This is a genomic window from uncultured Roseobacter sp., assembly GCF_947496515.1.
Lineage (GTDB): Bacteria > Pseudomonadota > Alphaproteobacteria > Rhodobacterales > Rhodobacteraceae > Roseobacter.
This window is the reverse complement of sequence record NZ_CANMDB010000005.1, coordinates 168,405-189,455: the sequence shown is the minus strand read 5'-3', so window position 1 is coordinate 189,455 and position 21,051 is coordinate 168,405. Positions and strand designations below refer to the sequence as shown.

Annotated in this window: 23 protein-coding genes; 2 read left to right on the top strand and 21 right to left on the bottom strand. The window is 63.5% G+C overall.

The window, feature by feature from the left end; translation table 11 throughout:
- Positions 1 to 17: 17 nt before the first annotated feature.
- The 17 genes from paaD to arfB all read right to left on the bottom strand — a co-directional run bounded on the left by paaD (position 18) and on the right by arfB (position 15,724).
- Positions 18 to 485, bottom strand: coding sequence for a 1,2-phenylacetyl-CoA epoxidase subunit PaaD (gene paaD / locus Q1A53_RS11455; RefSeq protein ID WP_299966518.1), 468 nt, complete (start codon positions 483 to 485; stop codon positions 18 to 20).
- Positions 479 to 1,201, bottom strand: coding sequence for a 1,2-phenylacetyl-CoA epoxidase subunit PaaC (gene paaC / locus Q1A53_RS11450; RefSeq protein ID WP_299966793.1), 723 nt, complete (start codon positions 1,199 to 1,201; stop codon positions 479 to 481). Before paaC ends, paaD begins: the two co-directional genes overlap by 7 nt.
- Before the next feature lie 29 nt (positions 1,202 to 1,230).
- Complete coding sequence (gene paaB / locus Q1A53_RS11445; RefSeq protein ID WP_299966515.1) at positions 1,231 to 1,515, bottom strand: 1,2-phenylacetyl-CoA epoxidase subunit PaaB; 285 nt, start codon at positions 1,513 to 1,515, stop codon at positions 1,231 to 1,233.
- Between the two features lie 27 nt (positions 1,516 to 1,542).
- Positions 1,543 to 1,887 carry a VOC family protein gene (locus tag Q1A53_RS11440; RefSeq protein WP_299966513.1) on the bottom strand — a complete coding sequence of 115 codons (345 nt, stop codon included), beginning with the start codon at positions 1,885 to 1,887 and terminating at the stop codon, positions 1,543 to 1,545.
- An 8-nt stretch (positions 1,888 to 1,895) separates the two neighbouring features.
- A complete protein-coding gene (gene paaA / locus Q1A53_RS11435) occupies positions 1,896 to 2,888 on the bottom strand; it encodes a 1,2-phenylacetyl-CoA epoxidase subunit PaaA (protein WP_299966511.1) in 993 nt (330 codons plus the stop codon).
- Positions 2,889 to 3,032: 144 nt separating this feature from the next.
- Entirely contained in the window at positions 3,033 to 3,785 is a 753-nt protein-coding gene (locus tag Q1A53_RS11430) for a hypothetical protein (protein WP_299966509.1), read from the bottom strand.
- 275 nt (positions 3,786 to 4,060) lie between these two features.
- Positions 4,061 to 5,194, bottom strand: a complete 1,134-nt coding sequence (locus tag Q1A53_RS11425) for a Gfo/Idh/MocA family oxidoreductase (protein ID WP_299966507.1) — start codon at positions 5,192 to 5,194, stop codon at positions 4,061 to 4,063.
- Positions 5,195 to 5,288: 94 nt separating this feature from the next.
- The gene (locus Q1A53_RS11420; RefSeq protein WP_299966504.1) at positions 5,289 to 6,344 is read right to left on the bottom strand and encodes a sugar phosphate isomerase/epimerase family protein; all 1,056 of its coding nucleotides are present in this window, start codon (positions 6,342 to 6,344) and stop codon (positions 5,289 to 5,291) included.
- A 1-nt stretch (position 6,345) separates the two neighbouring features.
- Positions 6,346 to 7,422 carry a LacI family DNA-binding transcriptional regulator gene (locus Q1A53_RS11415; RefSeq protein ID WP_299966503.1) on the bottom strand — a complete coding sequence of 359 codons (1,077 nt, stop codon included), beginning with the start codon at positions 7,420 to 7,422 and terminating at the stop codon, positions 6,346 to 6,348.
- A 6-nt stretch (positions 7,423 to 7,428) separates the two neighbouring features.
- Positions 7,429 to 9,057: a dihydroxyacetone kinase subunit DhaK gene (locus Q1A53_RS11410; RefSeq protein ID WP_299966501.1), complete on the bottom strand. Its 1,629-nt coding sequence runs from the start codon at positions 9,055 to 9,057 to the stop codon at positions 7,429 to 7,431.
- A 13-nt stretch (positions 9,058 to 9,070) separates the two neighbouring features.
- Entirely contained in the window at positions 9,071 to 10,066 is a 996-nt protein-coding gene (locus tag Q1A53_RS11405; RefSeq protein WP_299966499.1) for an ABC transporter ATP-binding protein, read from the bottom strand.
- Positions 10,059 to 11,156: an ABC transporter ATP-binding protein gene (locus tag Q1A53_RS11400; protein ID WP_299966497.1), complete on the bottom strand. Its 1,098-nt coding sequence runs from the start codon at positions 11,154 to 11,156 to the stop codon at positions 10,059 to 10,061. Before Q1A53_RS11400 ends, Q1A53_RS11405 begins: the two co-directional genes overlap by 8 nt.
- A gap of 4 nt (positions 11,157 to 11,160) precedes the next feature.
- Positions 11,161 to 11,349 (bottom strand): hypothetical protein, encoded by a 189-nt coding sequence (locus Q1A53_RS11395; protein ID WP_299966495.1) that lies wholly within the window; start codon positions 11,347 to 11,349, stop codon positions 11,161 to 11,163.
- 205 nt (positions 11,350 to 11,554) lie between these two features.
- The gene (locus tag Q1A53_RS11390) at positions 11,555 to 12,493 is read right to left on the bottom strand and encodes a carbohydrate ABC transporter permease (RefSeq protein WP_299966492.1); all 939 of its coding nucleotides are present in this window, start codon (positions 12,491 to 12,493) and stop codon (positions 11,555 to 11,557) included.
- A gap of 100 nt (positions 12,494 to 12,593) precedes the next feature.
- Positions 12,594 to 13,541: a sugar ABC transporter permease gene (locus Q1A53_RS11385; RefSeq protein WP_299966489.1), complete on the bottom strand. Its 948-nt coding sequence runs from the start codon at positions 13,539 to 13,541 to the stop codon at positions 12,594 to 12,596.
- A 124-nt stretch (positions 13,542 to 13,665) separates the two neighbouring features.
- Positions 13,666 to 14,985, bottom strand: a complete 1,320-nt coding sequence (locus Q1A53_RS11380) for an extracellular solute-binding protein (protein WP_299966486.1) — start codon at positions 14,983 to 14,985, stop codon at positions 13,666 to 13,668.
- Positions 14,986 to 15,301: 316 nt separating this feature from the next.
- Positions 15,302 to 15,724: an alternative ribosome rescue aminoacyl-tRNA hydrolase ArfB gene (gene arfB / locus Q1A53_RS11375; RefSeq protein WP_299966484.1), complete on the bottom strand. Its 423-nt coding sequence runs from the start codon at positions 15,722 to 15,724 to the stop codon at positions 15,302 to 15,304.
- 85 nt (positions 15,725 to 15,809) lie between these two features.
- Between arfB and Q1A53_RS11370 the strand changes: the two genes are divergently transcribed.
- Positions 15,810 to 16,199: an STAS/SEC14 domain-containing protein gene (locus Q1A53_RS11370; protein ID WP_299966481.1), complete on the top strand. Its 390-nt coding sequence runs from the start codon at positions 15,810 to 15,812 to the stop codon at positions 16,197 to 16,199.
- A 458-nt stretch (positions 16,200 to 16,657) separates the two neighbouring features.
- Here the strand turns inward: Q1A53_RS11370 and Q1A53_RS11365 are convergent, their stop codons facing one another.
- The 4 genes from Q1A53_RS11365 to Q1A53_RS11350 all read right to left on the bottom strand — a co-directional run bounded on the left by Q1A53_RS11365 (position 16,658) and on the right by Q1A53_RS11350 (position 20,525).
- Positions 16,658 to 17,278 (bottom strand): queuosine precursor transporter, encoded by a 621-nt coding sequence (locus Q1A53_RS11365; protein ID WP_299966478.1) that lies wholly within the window; start codon positions 17,276 to 17,278, stop codon positions 16,658 to 16,660.
- Between the two features lie 90 nt (positions 17,279 to 17,368).
- Positions 17,369 to 18,298, bottom strand: a complete 930-nt coding sequence (locus Q1A53_RS11360) for an esterase-like activity of phytase family protein (protein ID WP_299966475.1) — start codon at positions 18,296 to 18,298, stop codon at positions 17,369 to 17,371.
- Positions 18,277 to 19,200 carry a penicillin-insensitive murein endopeptidase gene (gene mepA, locus Q1A53_RS11355; RefSeq protein WP_299966472.1) on the bottom strand — a complete coding sequence of 308 codons (924 nt, stop codon included), beginning with the start codon at positions 19,198 to 19,200 and terminating at the stop codon, positions 18,277 to 18,279. Before mepA ends, Q1A53_RS11360 begins: the two co-directional genes overlap by 22 nt.
- Complete coding sequence (locus Q1A53_RS11350; RefSeq protein WP_299966470.1) at positions 19,197 to 20,525, bottom strand: MFS transporter; 1,329 nt, start codon at positions 20,523 to 20,525, stop codon at positions 19,197 to 19,199. The genes mepA and Q1A53_RS11350 overlap by 4 nt, the downstream gene beginning before the upstream one ends.
- Positions 20,526 to 20,679: 154 nt before the next feature.
- Between Q1A53_RS11350 and Q1A53_RS11345 the strand changes: the two genes are divergently transcribed.
- Entirely contained in the window at positions 20,680 to 20,967 is a 288-nt protein-coding gene (locus Q1A53_RS11345) for a YggT family protein (RefSeq protein ID WP_299966467.1), read from the top strand.
- Positions 20,968 to 21,051: the final 84 nt, after the last annotated feature.

Genomic DNA, 21,051 nt, shown 5'->3' with positions numbered 1-21,051 from the left:
CCGAAAGAAGGACCGGGTCAGATACATTTGAAATAGTCGAATGGCTCAAGGCAATCGGTGCACCGCCATTGCGCCTTGCAGGGGGTGGAGCCGAACTGACTGATCCGCTCGACATTGGACGACTTGCAGAGCGGGCATGCGCTCGGCCCGCCCGCAGGTTGCGGGGGCGCGATCCCGTAGTCTGCCAGCCGCGCGCGGCCTCGCTCGGTCAGCCAGTCGGTCGTCCAGGCCGGAGAAAGCTGCGTCTTGATCTCAAGTGTCTCGATGCCGCGATCGTTCAGGGCGGTCTCGATGTCCATCGCGATGACCTGTGTCGCCGGGCAGCCGGAGTAGGTGGGTGTGACGGTGACTTCGAGCGTGTCGCCCGACCAGCGCAGATCGCGGATGATGCCCAGATCGGTCAGGCTGATCGCCGGGATCTCCGGGTCAGGCAGCGCGTCGAGCCACTGCCAGACCGTGTCCAGCGATGGTTTGTCGGTCACCATGTGGCATCGGGGTAGGCGCGCTGCAGCCATTGCATCTGCGTCAGCATGTGACCCAGATGCTCCGAATGCCGCGCGCCTGACTTGCCGCCTTTGTGACTGAAGTCTCCGCTGGGCTGGATTAGTTTGGCCTCGGCCAGTACCTCTGCCAGATAGCTGTCGAACCCCGCTCTGAGGCTGCGGGGGTCCGGCGCGATGCAGGCGGTGATCATCGCGGCGTCAACCTCATCCGTGACGAACATCTCGCCGACGAAGGGAAAGAGCCGGTCCAGTGCTGTTTGCATGCGCCGATGGCTTTCTTCGGTCCCGTCGCCAAGGCCGATCACCGTCTCCGCGCTGCGGTCGAGATGGTAGGTCACCTCCTTGAGGGATTTTTCGGCAATCGCGGCGATCCGGGTATCCGAGCTGTCGGTGAGCGCTGCCAGATACGCCCGGTGCCAGGCGTCGAAGAGGAACTGCCGCATCATCGTCTGGCCGAAATCACCGTTGGGCTGTTCGACCAGCAGCAGGTTGCGGAAGTCCCAGACATCGCGGCGAAAGGCGAGCGCGTCGGCGTCGCGGCCCGCCCCCTCGACCTCGGCCGCAAGGTCCAGCCAGAGCGTCGCCTGGCCGACTAGATCCAGCGCCGTGTTGGCCAGCGCGATGTCCTCTTCCAGCGCGGGTGCCACGCCGCACCATTCCGAGACGCGGTGACCCAGCACCAGCGCGTTGTCGCCCATCCGGCAGAGGAATTCAAAGAGCGGATCGCTCACATCGCCCCCACATCATCGGGGATGTCGTAGAAAGTCGGGTGGCGGTAGACCTTGTCATTGGCAGGCTCGTAGAGCGGGCCTTTCTCCTCCGGGCTGGAGGCGGCGATGGCGCTGGCCTCTACCACCCAGATGCTGACGCCCTCGTTGCGGCGGGTGTAGACATCGCGGGCATTGCGGATGGCCGCCTCCGCATCTGCGGCGTGGAGCGAGCCCACATGCCGGTGGCTCAACCCGTGCTGTCCGCGGACAAAGACTTCCCAAAGTGGCCATTCACTACTCATTGCTCCAGCTCCCGCCGCCATGCGCGCTTAAAAGGCATAGGCTTCGACCCTGTTGCCGTCCGGGTCGAAGACTTGCACGCGGGTTGGCCCATGGGCCTGAAATTCCGCCTCCTCCACCCCGTCTTTGGCAAAGCGCGCACGTAGGTTCTGCACCTCTTGCACATCGCAAGCCTGAAAGCCGAAATGATTGGTGCGTGGCAGATCGGACGGCACCTTACCTTCGCTGAGCGCAAGCAGTGAGCCGCCGTCACCTGCGAGGATCAGCAGATGGTCATCCTCATGAACCCGCTGGTTGAGCTTGAAGTACCGCGCGTAGAACGCCGCGGAGTCCTCACGATCCGAGACGGTCAAGGCCACGTGGTCCAGCCGCATCTTGCCTTTCACTCCGCTGCCAACTTGCGCGCGCGCTTCTTCTCCGCGTGCGCCAGTAGCCCCTCGCGCACCCACGCGCCATCATCCCAGGCCTTGTTCCGCGCTGCCATACGCTCGGCAGAGCAGGGGCCGTTGCCCTTCAACACCTCGTAAAACTCCGACCAGTCGGGCTCGGAAAAGTCGTAATGCCCGCGCTCGTCGTTCCAACGCAGCGCCTCATCCGGGATCGCCAGCCCCAGATGCTCGGCCTGCGGCACGGTCTGATCCACGAATTTCTGGCGCAGCTCGTCATTGGTGTTCATCTTGATCTTCCAGGCCATGGACTGCGCGGAATGAACCGAATCCTTGTCCGATGGCCCGAACATCATCAGCGACGGGTACCAGAAACGGTTCAGCGCATCCTGCGCCATATGCCTCTGCGCCTTCGTGCCCTGGGCCATCTTCATCATGATGTCGAAGCCTTGGCGCTGGTGGAAACTCTCCTCCTTGCAGATCCGCACCATGGCGCGGGCATAAGGACCGTAGGAGGTTCGCTGCAGCGGCACCTGGTTCATGATCGCGGCCCCATCGACCAGCCAGCCGACAGCCCCCATATCCGCCCAGGTCAGTGTCGGATAATTGAAGATCGAGGAGTACTTCATCTTGCCCGACAGCAGATCCCGCGTCAGCTGATCCCGGCTGACCCCCAACGTCTCCGCCGCGCAATAGAGGTAGAGCCCGTGCCCCGCCTCGTCCTGTACCTTTGCCAGCAGGATCGCCTTACGCTGCAACGTGGGCGCCCGGGTGATCCAGTTGCCCTCGGGCAACTGACCCACGATTTCGGAGTGCGCATGCTGACCGATTTGCCGGATCAGCGTCTTTCGGTAGCCTTCCGGCATCCAGTCCTTCGGCTCGATCTTGCCGCCTGCGTCAATGCGCTCCTGAAAGGCCCGCTCCTGAGGATCCATGTCCTCAAGGGCTTTCACACCTTTGCCGGTGGATTTGATCATCTGAGCGTACATCGCTGCAGTCCTTTTGATACCGGATGGTCAAGACACACCCCGCAATTGGAGGTGCGTTGCCATCTTCTTTTCTACGGCAAAGAACCAAACGCTTCAATAGAAACGTTACGATATGTAATCAGGCTACCTAATATTGTAACGCTTTCAGCGGGCAGCCACATCGCAGATTGCGCGTACCACACCGCTCTTGACATGCTGTTCTCGTCCATGACCCGTCATCTGCTTTGGTGATTGCTCGGATTGATCTCGATCCAGGACGTTGCGAATGTCTTCAACCGATCGCAGGGCAGACCGGCAGGCGCCGCTTAACCGCTGTGTGCGGTCTTCGTTGTCACGACGAAAGATCTCCTGATCTTTTGCAGCGTCGAAAAGTGCCACCAGATTGTGGAGTTGCATGTCCGCCAGCGCCGAATAAAAGCGCACATCTTCAAGCGTCGCAGTGCTGCCCAGCCGGTCAGGTGCGGATATCTGCAGGCCGGTGCCGACAACGCGGTCCGCCCCGGTGTCCAGCAAGACGTGCTGAAGCACCGTGTCCCAGACCTGCGGACCCTTTGGCCAGCTGAGCGTTTCACGAAAGCGCACTTCACGCCTTGTTTCAGCGCAACTGCGGATGTGACGGCCGACGACATTAGCCTCACCCCGCGGGAGCAGATCATGACACGCCTTGTTTCCAAGACCACCCGGGTTGAGACCCGTTGCCTCGGCGTGGGCGCGGTTGATGCAGACAAGCCTGAACGCGGCCTCCGCACTCGGTCTTTCAACCGCGAACATGGGGACGGAAAACTGATCAAACAGGTCCGAAAGCTGGTTCGCAGGGATGACTTGTAACATTTTACCTCTCAAAAACCGTTGCCGGCAAAATGCAGGCAAAAGCTTTCGCGAACCTTTCCAGATCATCCTCGGTTTGTCTCACATTGTTCCGAGATCAGTTCCCGCCCTTGGATCACCGCATGTGAAAAGTGCCTAGCCATCTGATACTGTTGAAAAATAAGGGAGACGTTCCCGGCGCGGCTACCGCTTGTGACAGTCCATCAACACTCTGTTGCGCTGCAGCGAAAAGCGCTGCACCCGCACCACGGTACGCCAGCCACGCGCTCCAGCACGAACCGCGCGCCAGAGCGTTGGCACAGAGGCAAGCTGTCATTTAATCTCAAAGGCCCGCTGGCCGCGCGTCAGTCGGGCAGCGTGACCCATGCGGCGTTGCGCGCCGAGGACCGGACACAGGCATTAACAAACTCCATACCGCGCAAGCCGTCCTCGATCCCCGGGCAGGTGACCTCTGGCGCAGCATCCACCCCGTCGCGATGCGCGATGATCTTCTCCGCCGCTTCGGTATAGAGGTTGGCGAAGCCTTCCAGATAGCCCTCGGGATGCCCGGGCGGTACCCTGCTGACCCGTGCCGCAGCCTCGCCTGCGCCTGCACCATTGCGCGTGATCAACCGCTTTGGCGCGCCGTAAGGCTTATGCCACAGATGGTTGGGTTGCTCCTGCGCCCATTCCAGACCGCCTGCCTCGCCGTAGATGCGCAGACGCAGCGCGTTCTCGTTGCCGGGTGCGACCTGACTGCACCAGAGCATCCCGCGCGCACCCCCCTCAAACCGCAACATCACATGGGCATTGTCATCCAGTGCCCGCCCCGGAACAAAGGACTGCAGATCCGCCGCAAGGCTCTCGACCCGCAACCCGCTTACGAAGCAGGCCAGATGATGCGCATGGGTGCCAATGTCCCCTGTGGAGCCGCCTGCGCCCGATCGCGCAGGATCGGTCCGCCACTCGGCCTGCTTGAAGTCCTCGTGCCGCGTCAGCCAGTCCTGCGGATACTCCACCTGCACCACGCGGATCTCGCCCAGCTCGCCCTGTGCCACCATTTCGCGCGCCTGCCGGACCATCGGGTAGCCGGTATAGTTGTGCGTCAAAAAGAATTTTGCAGCACTCGCCTCGACCGCTTTGGCCATTTTGCGGGCCTCCGCCATGGTCGAGGTCAGCGGCTTGTCGCAGATCACGTGAATACCGCGCTTGAGGAACTCCCGCGCTGCGGCAAAATGCATGTGATTGGGCGTGACGATGGCCACGGCTTCGATGCCCTCTTTCAGCCGCGCCTCGCGGACAGCCATCGATTTGAAATCATCGTAGACGCGCGGCAAGCCAAGCGCTTCTCCCGACGCCCGCGCCCGCTCCGGCGTGGAGGATAACGCCCCTGCCACCAGCTCATAGCGGTCATCGAGCCGCGCCGCAATCCGGTGTACTGCCCCGATAAAGGCGTCATTGCCGCCGCCCACCATCCCCAGCCTGATCCTCTGTGCCATCTCATTCCTCCTGCGCCACCGCGCTCTTTCATCTTGCCAAAAAAACTCCCGCCGGAGGCGCAGATCAGCCATCCCGCGCTGCCTTGCGGACAGATCAGTCGATCCCGAGCATCCGCCGGTTGGCCGCGTCATCCGTGCCGCCATCTGCGAAATCATCAAAGGCCCGTTCGGTCACCCGAATGATGTGATCGCGCACAAAGGCGGCTCCCTCGCGCGCCCCATCTTCGGGGTGTTTCAGACAGCACTCCCACTCCACCACGGCCCAGCCGTCAAAATCCAGCGCCGCCAGCTTGGAGAAGACCGCGCCGAAGTCTACTTGCCCGTCCCCCAGACTGCGAAAGCGCCCGGCCCGGTCAACCCACGGCTGATACCCACCGTAGACCCCCTGCCGACCGGTCGGATTGAACTCCGCATCCTTGACGTGAAACATCTTGATCCACTCGCCGTAGATGTCGATGTGATCGAGATAATCAAGGCACTGCAGCACGAAATGCGACGGGTCATAGAGCATGTTGCAGCGCGGATGGTTGTCCACGCGCTCCAGAAACATCTCGAAGGTCACCCCGTCGTGTAGGTCCTCTCCGGGGTGGATCTCGTAGCAGATGTTCACACCTTTCTCGTCCGCATGATCCAGGATCGGCCGCCAGCGCTTGGCCAGCTCATCAAAGGCTGTCTCCACCAATCCCGCGGGCCGCTGCGGCCAGGGGTAAAGATAAGGCCAGGCCAGCGCGCCGGAAAAGGAGGCGTGATCGCTCAATCCCAGATTGGCAGAGGCGCTGATGGCCATCTTGACCTGCTCCACGGCCCAGGCCTGCCGCGCTTTGGGATCCCCATGCACCTCAGGCGCGGCAAAGCCGTCAAAGGCGGTGTCATAGGCCGGATGCACTGCGACCAGCTGGCCCTGCAGATGGGTCGAAAGCTCGGTCACCTCCACGCCATTGGCCGCCGCCTGCCCTTTGAAGTCGTCACAATAGGTCTTGCTCTGGGCAGCGGTCGCCAGATCGAACAGGCGCGCGTCCCAGCTTGGGACCTGAACACCCTTGTAGCCACAGGCGGCGGCCCATTTGGTGATGCCGTCCCAGCTGTCGAACGGCGCATCGTCGCCCGCGAACTGGGCCAGAAACAGCGCCGGTCCCTTCATCGTTTTCATCTCATGCTCCTTTCAAAAGCCCTGTTTCGGGCGGCAGGTTTTCTTTCAGATAGATGTCCGTGCGAATGCGTTCCTGAGCGAGGTTGATCGGGCTTTGGTCACAGTCCGCGCGCATGATGCGCACGGCGCTGCGCACCAGATGGCCCGCATCCTGACTGATCACCGCGTCGAACACCCCGGCGGTGAGCGCCGCGCGTGACAGCGGCGTCAACTCATGGGCGATGATGACGGGCGCGCGCAGGGGCGGATTGCGCTCCAGATGCTGCAGCAGCCCGGCGTTTCCGGCAGCAGAGGCGTAGATGCCGCAGATCTCGCCTTCGGCCCCCATGGCATGTGGCAGCAGCCGTGCAATCAGATCAGGGTCATCGCGCCCCTCCACAGAGGCGCGCACCTTCAGATGCGGAAAATCCCGGGCCATCACCTCGTCAAATCCCAGCCGCCGCTCCAGATGATCGCGTGCCAGCATGGAACCGGTGATCACCAGAACGGCCCCTTCTGCCGGACCGAGAAACCGGCCCATCAGCTGAGCAGCTGTGCGCCCTGCCGCGATATTGTCGATGCCCACATAGGCCGTGCGCCCGGAACTGGGGATGTCTGAGATCAGTGAAATCACGGCAACGCCCTGCGCATTCAGCCGCGCGATGCTGTCACGCACCGATGGCGTCTCGGGGCCAAAGATCGCCACCCCCTCCAGCGCGGTTGCATCCAGCGCGCCCACCGCGTCAGCCAGTGCCATGGGGTCAAAGGCGGGCACCCGCTGACAGGTGATCTGGGTCCGGTCGCGTTTGAGCCCGGCAGCCAGATCGGAGACCTCTCGCTCGATCAGATCAATGAACTCATTGCGCGCGGCAGGCAGCAGAAACAAGAACCGGTAGGTCCGTCCGCGGGCCAGATTGGCCGCGGCAGTATCGCGCACGTACCCCAGCTCCGCGATGGCCTGATGCACCCGCTCCACCGTGATCTGGCGCACACCGGGCCGCGCGTTCAGAACCCTGTCCACCGTGGCGAGGCTGACGCGGGCAACCCGGGCGATGTCATTCACCGTGGGGTTCGCAGGAGGGTCATCGGGTGTGCCCATACCGCCCTAGGCCGTGCCCGGCGCGAAACCCTCAAAGAGCCGCGCGACCGCTTCGGCACCGGGATCATTATGCCCGATGAGGTTTTCCTCCGGCACGTAGGAGGCGCGGCCCGCCTTGGCCCTGCCCATCTGAGCCGTGGCGTCGGCGCCGGCGCGGGCGGCCTGTGCCGCAGCAGCCAGACCGTCGGGCAATGCCTCAAGGGCGGGTTCCAGAGCGTCAATCATGGTGCGGTCGCCACGGGCCGCCCCGCCCACTTCGCTGATCCGGGCGAGGCCTGCGCGCAGCGCCTGATCCGTTGGATGGCCGCTGGCACAGGCGTCCCCGGCGGCCCCGAAAAAGATCGCGAGGATGACGCCGGAGGATCCCCCCATGGTCTGGCTCAATTCGTTGCTGACCGCGCGGAAGAGCTGGGTCAGATCCGCCAGCGGAAGCCGGTCGAGCGCCCCCTTCAACGCGCGCGCGGCCGTGGCCAGCGTGCTGCCGGTATCGCCATCACCCGACTTGGCATCGAGCGTGTTGAGGTCTTTTTCCGCCGCGATGAGCAGATCGCAGCAGGCCTCAATCACCTCGCGGGTTTCGGGGTTGGGCGAGGGGATAGGTTGAATGGGGCTGAGCCCATCGGGCAGGGGTTTGACCTCAGGCGTCTGCACCTTGACCAGCCCCGGCCACGCAGGCAGCGGCACCGGGCGCGCCAATGCCGCCTCTGTCTCATCAGTCAGCGGCAGGACAGAAACCGAAAACCCGTGCATATCCAGCGAGGTCATCATCGGTGCAGGCCCGATCACCGCGCGTAGTTTCCCGGCCTTGGGCGAGTTGGTCAGCGCCTGCGCCAGCACTGCCATTTCCAGCGGCGTCGTGCTGCCAAGATTGTTCAGCAGGGCCACATAGCCGGGCGCGCCCATGTGCGGCAGCAGCTTGTCGAGCACCATATCCATGGCCCGCGCGGCACCTTCGAAGGACACCTGCTCGACGCCCGCCTCGCCGTGGATGCCCAGGCCCAGTTCGGCTTTGCCAAAGGCGATGCGGTCTTCCTTGGCGGATCCCGGGACCGTGCAGGTATCGAGCGATTTGCCGATGGAGGCCATGTCGCCCACCAGCGTCTCTGCGGTAGCGGCGATGGCGGCGAGGTCCGCGCCGTCCTCGGCCATTGCACCTGCGACCTTGTGCACAAAGAGCGTGCCCGCCACCCCGCGCGCCTGCGGCAGATCGGGCAGCGCGATGTCGTCATCCACGATCACCATGGCGACCTTGAGACCGAAGGCGCGCGCGCGTTCCGCTGCGAGGCCGAAGTTCAGCCGGTCCCCGGTGTAGTTCTTGACGATGAGCAGACATCCCGCCTCGCCGGTGACGGCGAGGATGCCCGCCAGCACCGCATCGACGGACGGGGAGGCGAAGACCTCGCCGCAAACCGCGGCCGTCAGCATGCCCTCACCCACGAACCCGGCGTGCGCGGGCTCGTGCCCCGAGCCGCCACCGGAGATCAACGCCACCTTTGACTTGTCCCAGTCACCGCGGCAGACGACCTTGATATGCGGGTAGCCATCGAGCCGGGTCAGCGGCACGGGGGCGGTCGCCAGAAGCCCGTCGATCGCATCGGTGACCAGTGTCTCCTTGTCGTTGATAAACTGCGCCATTGCGGTCTCCTCTTTAGTAGATGCGGTCGCCTCGGGCGTCGAAGCACAGGGGGTCGCGCGGGGCAATTTGTAGTTCATTACCAGCGGTATAGCCCGCGTGTGGATCGGCGAGCGTGATGATGTCGTGCCCGTCCAGATGCAGGTGCAGCCGCGTGTGATCGCCCAGCCGTTCGACCCGGTCGATGCGGGCGGCGCGCCCCTCGCCCTGCTGGACATGCTCGGGGCGCAAACCGATGTGATGCGCGTTCTTTGGTGCCGTGCCGAAGATGTCAGCGGGCAGGATGTTGATACGCGGCTGACCGAGGCGGCTGGCCACATAGACGGAGTTGGGGTTCTCGTAGATCTCGCGCGGGGTGCCGAATTGGACCAGTTTGCCGTCGTTGAGCACGCCCACATGGGTGGCCATGGTCATCGCCTCGATCTGGTCGTGGGTGACATAGAGGATCGTGGCGCCAAGGGTCATCTGGATGCGTTTGAGCTCCACCCGCAGATCGGTGCGCAGCTTGGCGTCGAGCGAGCTTAGTGGTTCGTCCATCAGATAGACCTGCGGTTCGCGGACCAGCGCCCGCCCGATAGAGACCCGCTGCATCTCCCCGCCTGAGAGTTCGGTGGCTTTGTTGTCCAGCTTTCGGGTGATCTGGAGCACCTCTGCGACTTCCTCCACCTTGCGGGCGATCTCGTCTTTCGGTGTGTTGAGGATCGGAGATTTCAAAGGAAATTCAAGGTTCTGCCGGACCGTCAGATGCGGATAAAGAGAGTACTGCTGGAACACCATGGCGATGTCGCGTTGGGCTGGGGTTTCCGTGTTGACGACGCGCCCGCCGATGCTGATCTCGCCCTGATCCAGCGTCTCCAGCCCCGCGATCAGGCGCAGCGTGGTGGTCTTGCCAGCCCCCGTCGGCCCCAGCAGCACTACAAAGGCACCATCGGGTATGGTCATGTCCATGGCGTGGACGGCTGCGGTGTCGCCGAAGGATTTCGACACGTTCGTGAGCTTGACATCAGCCATGGGCAACGATCCCTTCGTTAAGTTCCGAGCGCAGCGCGCGGCCGGTGGCTGCGTCGAAAAGGGTAACGACATCGCCCTGAAAAGAAAGGCCCACAGTCTCGCCCACGGTGGCTGTCTGGGATGCGGGAACACGGGCCTTGAGCTCGCCATTGGCTGTGTCGAGCGTTATGATCTGGGTGGTGCCCAGGTACTCGCTGGCCAGCACCTCGCCGCGGTAATTGCCGCTGTCGCTGAGGCTGACGTGTTCGGGGCGGACGCCGAAGACAAGCTTGCCGGACGCCCCTTGTTTCTGGCGCGGGACGCTGAGGGAATTGCCGGTCAGATCAACAGTTTGCGCGCCCTCCGCGACGGCGCCCTCGAAGGGCAGGAAGTTCATCGACGGCGAGCCGATGAAATCCGCCACGAACATGGTTGCAGGCTTGTCGTAGATTTCCTGCGGGGTGCCGAACTGCTCGACCACGGCGTTGTTCATCACCACGATCTTGTCGCCCATCTGCATGGCTTCCAGCTGGTCGTGGGTGACATAGACGGTCGTCGCACCCATGCGGTCATGCAGCGCGCGCAGCTCTTCGGCCATGCGTTCGCGAAACTCCGCATCGAGCGCGCCCAAGGGTTCGTCCATCATGAAGGCCTTGGGGTCGCGCACGATGGCGCGGCCCAGTGCGACGCGCTGGCGGTCGCCGCCCGAGAGGCCGCCCACCGGCTTTTTCAGAATGTTTTCAATGCCGAGGATCTGCGCGACCTCATCGACCTTGGCGCGGACGGCGGCGCGGGCCATGCCCTGGCTCACCAGCGGGTAGCTGAGGTTCTTGTAGACATTCATGTGCGGGTAGAGCGCGAACATCTGGAAGACAAAGGCGATGTCCCGCTGGCTGGGCGGGCGCTGGCTGATCTCTTCGCCGTCCAGGTAGATCTCGCCAGAGGTGGGGAGTTCGAGCCCCGCGATCATCCGCAGGGTCGTCGTCTTGCCGCAGCCCGAAGGCCCCAGCAGCATGAAGAATTCGCCGTCCTCGATGGTGAAGCTCGATTCCTTCACGGCGGTGAAATCACCGAACTCCTTGCGGACGTTCTTGATGATGATCTGCGCCATGCGCCTACTCCCGGAAATGGCTGACGATGATGAACATCACCGTGCCGATGAGGGTGGTGATGAAGGAGTAGGTGAAGCCCCACATCACGAAAGGCTGCATCAGCATGAAGACGCCGAGCGCGATGAGGAGGGTCGCGACCATCTCCCACGGGCCGCGTTTGAGGCGGAGAAGACCCTGGATGAACTGGCTCATATCGGGGCCTCCGATGGGCGTCGGCGAGACGTCGGTGCCGTGTCGGTATGCCGTCGGTATAACGTCGGTGCGCGCCGCGCGGTCGGGCAGGGGATGGTTAAGGTCATGTGCGGACCGCTCCGAAGAGTGAACGCCGTCCTGAAAAGGCGCCGGGGGCGCGTTTCAGGCGCGAACGGGCGGAGCCCCGGTGATCTTGTTGGTGGCTTCATTTGCGGACGGCTCCGAAAGTAATCCCCCTCAACAGATGTTTGCGCAGGGCGACGGTGAAGATCATCACCGGCAGCAGGAAGATTGTCGCCCCGGCCGCGACCGCGGGCCAGTCCAGCCCGCCGACACCGATGATCGTGGGGATGAAGGGTGGGGCGGTTTGCGCGGTGCCCGAGGTCAGCAGCACGGCGAAGGCGTATTCGTTCCAGGCGAAGATCAGGCAGAAGATGGCCGTGGACGCGATACCCGTGGCGGCCTGGGGCAGCACGACCTTGTAGAACGCCTGGAAGCGGGTGTAGCCGTCGATGAGGGCGGCCTCCTCGTATTCGCGGGGGATCTCGTCGATGAAGCCTTTCAGGAGCCAGACCGCGAGGGAGATATTCACCGCCGTGTAGAGCAGGATCATGCCGAGGTGCGTGTCGCTGAGGCCCAGTTGTCGGTACATCAGGAAGATGGGGATCGCCACGGCGATGGGCGGCATCATGCGGGTGCTGAGGATGAAAAAGAGCAGATCGTCGGCGAGCGGTATCTTAAAGCGGGAAAAGGCGTAGGCGGCGAGGGTGCCCAGAAAGATGCTGAGGAAGGTGGAGCCAAAGCCGATGATGACCGAGTTGAGGAACCTTTCGCCGAATTTCGACGGACCTGCGATGACCATGTCGTACTGGCGCACGATCTCCTCGTACCAGGTTTGGGGCGGGTTGGCGGCGAGGAAGTCGTCGGTTTGCCGCGTGCGGGTGGTGAAGAGGTTTACGTAGCCTTCGAGCGTGGGCTCGAAGAAGACCTTGGGCGGGTAGCTGATCGCGTCGGCGGGGGATTTGAAGCCGGTGAGCATGATCCAGGCCAGCGGGATCATGGTGATCAGCGCGTAGAGGATGACGAGTGTGCCGGCAAACCATTTGGAGCGGGCGCTTGGGGCGGTGGCGGAGAAACTGCTCATATCGGTGCGCCTGTGGTTGGGCGGGGTTGGGGGCTGTCTGCCCCCCGCGGGCGATGCCCGCTCCCCCCGAGAGTTTTTCTGGCAAGATGAGAGAGCCGGGTCATCGTTCTTTCACCTTGTTGAGCGCCTTGACGTAGATGGAGGCGAGGCCGAAGACGGTGACGAAGAGGATGATGGCGTAGGCGCTGGCGTAGCCGGTGCGCCATTTTTCGAAGGCTTCGCGTTTGAGGTTGATGGAGGTGAGTTCTGTGGTGGAGCCGGGGCCGCCGCCGGTGAGCTGGACCACCAGATCGAACATCTTGAAGTTTTCGATGCCGCGGAAGAGGACGGCCAGCATCAGGAAGGGGAGCACCATGGGGATGGTGATGGTGAAGAACTGGCGCAGTTTGGAGGCGCGGTCGATTTCGGCTGCCTCGTAGATGTAGTCGGGGATGGAGCGCAGGCCCGCGAGGCAGATCAGCATGACGAAGGGCGTCCACATCCAGGTATCGACGATGACGATGGACCACGGGGCGAGCTGTACCGAGCCCAGCATCTCGAAGCTGGAGGGGTCTTTGCCGGTGAAGAAAGCGACGATGTAGTTGAAGAGGCCGATTTGTGGTTGGTAGAGGAACTTCCAGAAGTTGCCGACCACGGCCGGGCTGAGCATCATCGGCAACACGATGATCGTGGTCCAGAGGTCGTTGCCTTTGAACTTCTTATTGATCAGGTAGGCCAGCGTGAAGCCGATGAGCACCTGCAGCAGGATCGTCCAGAAGAGGAAATGCGCGGTGGCCTGCATGTTCAGCCAGATGTCGCTGTCGTTCAGGATGCGTTCGTAGTTGCGCAGGCCCACGTAGTCGACCTCGCGGCCCGGGCGGTTGGCGCGGAAGTTGGTGAAGCTGAGGTTGATCGTCCAGATCAGCGGGAAGATGTTGATCGCCAGCAGCAGGAAGATCGTTGGGCCCACGAAGATCCAGGCGATGGCGCGGTCGCTGAGGCCCTTGATCTTGCGCGCGACGCTGGGCGGTGTCGCCCGGGCGGCGTGAGTGAGGGGCGTTTCGGTCATCTGGCACAGCTTTCCCGGCGTGAGGCGAGGGGATCCACCTTACGGGTTGAGGGGACGAGAGGGGCGATGGTACGCCGCTCTCGGTGTTGGGAGATCCCGGGTCAGGCCCGGGATACCGGAGCGATCAGAGCTTGCCTTCGTCCTCGAAGGTTTCGGTCCAGTCCTCGATCAGCTTGTCGAGCGCTTCCTGAGCCGTGCCCTGATCGGCCACCACATAGTCGTGGATGCGTTTTTGCATGGCCAGCAGAAGCTCGGCGTAGGCCGGTTCCTGCCAGAAATCCTGCACCGCGCCCATGGCCTCGAGAAAGTCGCCGGCGAAGGGCGCGCTGTCCACGAAGTCGGGGCTTTCGAGTACGGCCTTATGGGCCGAGTAGCCGCCCAGATCCCACCATTTCTGCTGAACCTCCGGATCGGCGAACCACTTGATGTAGTCTAGCGCGGCATCCTGTTTGTCGGAGTAGGAGACAACGGAGATGCCCTGGCCACCGAGGGTGGAACCCGCCTGATTTTGCGGTGGGTTGACGAAGAAGTCGATCTTGTCGCCGCCGGTGTTCGGGTCGGCGTAGAGACCGGGGAAGAAGGCGAACCAGTTCATGGCCATGGCGACCTGGCCTGATTTGAAGGCGTCGAGGCTCTCGCCCATGTAGGAGTTGGTATAGCCCGGCGGGGTCGCGGTTTCGTAGAATTCCTTGTAGAATTCCAGTGCCTCGACGGCTTCGGGCGAGTTCACGGCGCCTTCCATGTCGTAGGAGCCGGGGGTGTTTTCGTATTTGAACCCCCAGGGGTAGAGCGCGCCGGTGACACCCATGGTGATCCCTTCCGAGCCACGCTCGGTGAAGATCGCCGCGCCATAGACTGTCTGTCCGTCGATCTCGCGGCCCTGGAAGAATTGCGCGATTTCGAGCAGTTCTTTCTGACTGGCGGGTTCGGCCAGCTCGCGGCCCGTGGCCTCGAGGAAGGCGGCACGGATGTCGTCGCGGGCGAACCAGTCCTTGCGGTAGAACCAGCCGTTGGCGTCGCCCATGGCGGGCAGGGCGTAGTAGTTTTCGGTGCCTTTGGGCCAGGTGGAATAGGCGTAGACGGTGGCATCGGCGAAATCGCCCATGGAGATACCTTCAGCGTCGAAGAAGTCGTTCAGCTTGACGTAGTGGCCGTTCTCGGCGCCGCCGCCGATCCACTGGCTGTCGCCGATGAGCAGGTCGCAGAGATCGCCGCGGGAGTTCAGTTCGTTGAGCATCCGGTCGGCGAAGTTGGGCCAGGGGATAAACTCGAAATTCATGGTGTGGCCGGACTGTTCCTCGAATTCCTTGGAGAGCTCGACGAGCGCGTTCGCGGGGTCCCAGGCGGCCCAGCAGAGGGTGAGTTCGTCGGCTTGTGCGGATGCGCCCATGCCTGCGACGAGCAGGCCGAGTGCGCTGGCGGATGCCAGGTGTGCGTGTTTCATGTGATTCCTCCCTAGTGATCCTCTCCGACCGGTACGTGCCGATTCGGTATTTGGATAGGCTTACGCTAGGGGAAGGGTGTCGCGCCTGTCACGTCATTTTTTGAGGTGCGTACCTCATTTCTGATAAGCATCTGGAAATAAGTATATTTATTTCAAGCGTGGGGAGTTATATCGGACGGAATGCGGGGGGAAGCGCCCTTCCCTCCATCGAGGAGGGGCGGGCGCTGCCCGGCCCTTCGGGTCCGGGGCGCCGGGACGACAGAGCGGGGTTTTGACTGGTTTCGGCGCCGCCGGATCTGGTGCTCGTGCGGGCGTTTCAGCTCTCCGGGTCGACCTTGCCGCGCAGCGCCTTGACCTCGCCGCGGGTTTTCTTGGCCTTCAACCGGCGTTTCTTGGAGCCGGGTGTGGGCCGTGTCGGGATCCGTTTTTTGGGGCGAACGAGCGCTTTGCGGATCAGTTCTGCCAGACGGTCGCGGGCGATGTCGCGGTTGCGGGCCTGGCTGCGGGTCTCGTCACACTGGATGATCAGCGCGCCCTCGGTGGTCCAGCGGCGTCCGGCGAGCCGCTTCAGACGGGTCTTGACGGGCGGCGCGAGGGCGGGGGAGCGGGCGGCCTCGAACCGCAACTCGACCGCCGTGGCGACCTTGTTGACGTTCTGGCCGCCGGGGCCCGAAGCGCGCACGAAGCTTTCTGTCAGTTCCCAGTCCTGCAGGACAATGTCTTTGGTGATCTGAAGCATTTCGCCCCCATCAAATCGTGTGGACGCGGAACAACCGGCCCGTGACGCGCGTCTTCCCATGACAGGATAGAGAAAGGAACCGGGAATGTTGACCACATCTTCGATCACGCAGATCGCGACCAGCCGCGATGATCTTTTCGCCTTTCGCATCGCGGGCAAGGTCTCGCGCGAGGATATGACCGCGATGGCGCGCTATATGAACGATGTCTTCGATGCGCGCGAAAAGGTCGATATGCTGTTGATCTTCGATCACTATGACGGCGCCGAGACGGGTGCGAGCCTGAGTTGGGATTCGATCAAATCCCGCATCCGGTCGATCAGTGAGGTCGACCGCTACGTGGTCGTGGGCGCGCCGGAGAATGCTGCGGAGATGATCGAAACCTTTGGCAAACTGATGCCGGTAGAGACGGAGACCTACGATACCGAAGAGCCGGCGTGGCGCTCGCTGGGCGCCGAAGCGGTGCCTGCAGCCTGACGCGCATTTTGCGGTGGGCGCTGTTGCCGCTGGCTGATGCGCGGATTTCACGTAAAAGGGCCGCACGGTGGTCGTGCGGCCCAATCGAATGGTTTCAGGAGGGGGATCGGTTAGACCGATGTCCACTCAGGAGTTCTGCCCGTCAAGGGCTGCCTCAGCAGGCGACCTCCAAAGCTGTTCCGACACCTCGCTCCAATACCTTTCTTGACACTGGATCACCTCCTTTACCTATCTGTTTCTGCTGTCCCGACGGTGGCACAGGTTTTAAAAAACGCCAAGTGTTTTTTCGTTAACATTGGCGGGATGGCACGGAGGGGCCGGAGGGCTGCCAAGGGGGGCATCAGATTGGGCGTTCCGGCGCGGCGATTGCGGATCTTTTCGCGATGGATGCAGCTGCGGTGCCCGCCGGGCGCGAGGTCGCCCGGCGCGCTGCCCCAGGGCCCGGCGGGTGCGGGACCTCAGCTCACAGGCACCAGCCGCGCCGTGATCATGCGGAAGGGGACCAGCGCCAGAAGCGCCAGCGACAGCTTGACCATCCAGTCAGCCACGGCAAGAGAGACCCACAGCGGAGCGACAGGCCCCAACCCCAGCAAAGGCAGCATCTCACCTGCCCAGCTGACGTCATTGCCGAGCTCCAGAAACGCGAGGCTCGCGGAGAAGGCGATGGTGAAGAACAGCGCGGTGTCCACGGTGCTGCCGATCAGGGTGGAGGCGAGCGGAGCGCGCCACCAGCGGCCCTGTCGCAGGGCCGAGAATATCGCCACGTCCAGCAGTTGCGCGGTCAGGAACGCGAGGCCGGAACCCACGGCGATGCGCAGCGTCACCAGCGGGCCATACTCCCCGATGATCTGGGTGCCGAACAGCGAACAGCCCACACCCACCAGAAAGCCCACAAAGACCACGCGGCGCGCCGGGCCAGCACCGTAGACCCGGTTCATCACATCGGTGACCAGAAAGGCCAGCGGATAGGTAAAGGCCCCCCAGGTCAGCCACTGGCCGAAGAGGAATTGCACGAGGATGTTGGAGGCAACCACGATGGCGGCCATGGCAAGAATGCCGGGAAGGTGAGCGCGTGTCATTTGATGTATCCGTTTTGGCAAGGGTGCGGCACTTGGTCGGGCCGTGTGACCGACGTGGCGTCTTTAGGCCCAAGGCCACGCGGGCGCAAGTCACTCCTGCAGGATGTATTCGACGATCTCGGTCTTGAGCACGGGCAGGAAGTTGTCATCGCCGATCATGGTCAGGCGGATGCGCCCGTCGTCATCGCGCCAGACGGAGAGCCCTTCGAGGTTGCCGTATTGAAAGAGCGGCGTTTCCAGCAGCGTCTCGATCTGCTCGACACCCCGGGGTGTCACGGTCATCGCGCGGATCCGGGTGCGAAAGCCGAACCAGCGGAAGTCCCTTTCCAGCAGATAAAGGCGCCCGTCCGGGCCGAAGTCTGCGCCCACCGGCACAAAGACGTCATCGAGCGGCAGGGTAAAAGGCTGGGTCCAGTCTCCGCCCGGGCTGCGGCGGTAGACCAGCGACACGGACGCGCCAAAGGGGGCGGTCTCCGGCAGGGTGTAGAGCGTGCCGTCGGGCGCGATGGCCAGCGCCTCCAGCCCCTGCTTAATGTGGATCGCGCGCCAGGCGCGGGTGTAGCCTGGCTCCTGCGGCAGGGCGTTGAAATCGGGGTAGTAGAGCACACGGATCTGGCGTTCGAAGGAGATGAACAGGCCGCCATCCTCGGTGATGGCAAGGCCTTCGGCGTCTGTGAAAGGCCAGATCATCACGGCGCCGTCTGCATCCACCAGCTGTTTCTGCCGCGTCACCCGGGCGCCGGTGATCCCGTTTCCGCTGCGTTCAAGCTGGCCCTCGATCATCCGGCCGCGGTCGCCTACCGCGAAAAAGCCAGTGCCATCGGCGGAAAGCTCAAGGGCCGACAGGCCGCCAAACCAATCCTCATCCAGACGCCAGATATAGGTGGAAAGATGCTGCGCTGGTTGCCGTGCTGCGGGCACGCGCGGCTGCGGCGGGATCGGGTAATATGAGAGTAGGGTCTTGGCGCCGAAAAACAGAAGAAGAAGCGCAACCGACCCTATTGCAAGACGTCGGCGCATTGCTGGGGCAGATCCGCGAGCCGGATCTCGCGCCGGGGCCAGGGTGCGGGCGCGTTAGGGTCGGGCGGCGGTGGGTTCAGGATGGTATTGACCCAGGCCTGCGCATCGGCACAGCCGTCGCCGGGCGGTGGCGGGTTCTGATCAACGCAGCCACGCGCCCCCGCGGGACAGGCAAGGCGCACGTGGAAATGGTAGTGATGCCCGTACCAGGGGCGGATCTTGCGGAGCCAGCTGCGGTCGCCGGTGGCGTCCTGGCACATGCGCACCTTGGCGCCGGGGAAGATGAAGATCCGTGCGACCCGCGGATCCGAGGCGGCGGCCTTGAGGATCTCATGGTGCTGGCGGGTCCAGTTATCGTTGACGAAAGCCCCGCGATTGCGGCGCAGGGAGATCGACGAGATATTCTCCCGCTGCGCCACTGACAGCGACAGGTTGTCCGCGGGGCGCAGCCAGATGTCCGCATCGAGCCCGATCTGGTGGCTGGCGTGACCCGACAGCATCGGCCCGCCGCGCGGCTGGCTGAGATCGCCCACATAAAGCCCGTTCCATCCCGGTTGGCGCGCGGCCTGACGGCTGAGATCCTGCACGTAGTCGACGGTGGCGGGATGCGCCCAATTGCGGTTGCGCGACAGGCGCATGGCCTGCCATGTGGGCCCTGTCTCGGCCAGTTGCGCACCGCCCGCCATGCAGCCCTTGGAGTAGCTGCCGAAAGGAGCTGGGGTGGCGCGCGAGGCCGCCTGCTTCGCTCCGAAAAGCTGCTTGGCAGGTTTGTCGCTTTGCGCATGGCCGGAGGTGCCGATGGTGGGCAGCACGCGCGTCTCGGGCTGCGGCGCGGGGGCCTCCGAACAGGACGCGAGACCAAGCACGAGCGCCGCGGCGGCGGCAAGCGTAGGGCGGATCATGGGCGGCGGTCTCCGTTTGGCTTGACGAAGGCTAACAGTATCAGCCCGATGATGAACAGTCCGATAATCGGGGTGACGCCGATTTGCTGAGATCCGCTGATCGCCGTTGCCACGCCGACAAGCACCGGCGCCAGAAAGCTGGTCGCTTTGCCCGACAGCGCATAGAGGCCGAAGCCTTCGGTCATGCGTGCGGGGTCCGCCTGGCGGACCATCATCGACCGGCTTGCCGATTGCAGCGTGCCGCCTGCCGCGCCGATACAGGCGCCAATGGTGTAGAAGGCAACGTCGGGGGCCGTGCTGTCCGGCGTTAGCGCGATGCCGAAGAGGCTGTCGCGGCTGACAAAGGCGATGGCGGTGGTCACCGCCAGCAAAACCCAGATCGACAGTCTGATCACGATCGCCGGGCCGAAACGCGCATCCGCGTGCCCGCCCGCCCAGGCAAAGATCGCGCCGGTGATTATGGCGATGATGCCAAAGATGCCGGTGTCCACCACCGACCAGCCGAGCACGCCCTGCGCATAGATGCCGCCGAAAGCGTAGATCCCGTTGAGCGCGTCTCGGTAGAACATCGATGCTCCGAGGTAGGAAAACAGCGACGGGCGACGCGGCAGGCGGCGCAGCGTCTGGCCCAGATCGCGCAGGGCCTGCCCGACGCTGCCGGGCTCCGCGGGTGGTGGTGCTGGACGCACCCAGACAAAGAAGGGGATCATGAAAAGCGCGTACCAGAGCGCCGTGAGCGGGCCGACAAAACGCGTACCTTCGCGGGCTTCGGCATTGAGCCCCAGTGCCGGTTCCAGGCCAATGAACGTCCGCCCGGTCGCCGCACTCTCCGCGAAGAAGAGCAGCATGATCACGAGTGCCACGAAGCCACCAAGATAGCCGATGGCCCAGCCGGTGCCGGAAATGCGCCCGATGTCGCGCGCCGGGCCGAGACCCGGCAGCATGGCGTTGGTGAAGATCGTCGCGAACTCCATCCCGATGAGGCCGAGTGCGAAGAACCCCAGGATCAGCGGCAGGTGAAAGCCCGCAGGATCGGCAAACCACAGACCCGCACTGCCCAGCACGTAGAGCGCCGAGAAGGCCCAGATGAAGGGCATCGGTCGGCCCTTGGTATCGGCGATGGCCCCCAGAACCGGGGCGAGCACGGCGATGACGACGCCCGCCGCCCCGATGCCAAAGCCCCAGGCGGCCTGCGCGCGCGCGCCGTCGCCCAAAAGCTCGCCGATGTAGGGCGCAAAGATAAAGGTGATCAGGAGCGTGTTGTAGGGCTGGCTCGCCCAGTCAAAGGCGTACCACCCCCAGATGCGTTTTCGCGCGCTGTCCATGCTGCTGCCCCTTTTGCTGCGCCCTCTGCCGGTAGATCAGCCACACGCGGTGCTGGCAAGCGCGGCCTGCGGGCGGTCAACCAAGAGCGCGCTGCGGGCTTGCGCAGGGCGCGCGTGCGGCTTAATTCAGGCAGACGCAAGGAAAGGTCGGCCCATGCAATCGCTGTTTGAAATCCTGATGCTGCTGCTCAACGTGCTGTGGTTCTTTATCATCGCGCATGTGATCATGAGCTGGCTGATCAATTTCCAGGTGCTGAACACGAGCCAGCAGCTGGTCGCGCAGATCTGGTACATGCTCAACCGCATCCTGGAGCCGATCTACGGGCCTGTCCGCCGGGTGCTGCCCCAGATGGGCGGGATCGATCTGGCCCCCCTCGCCGTGCTGCTGGGGGTGGCGGTCCTGCGCATCGTGCTGGTGAACAACTACGCGCTGTTCGTCTAACGATCGGCTGACCCGACCGACCCCCCATATTTTCGGGACAATGACGGGCTGCGCTCTTGTGCCGTTTGGCGCCATGTGGGATTC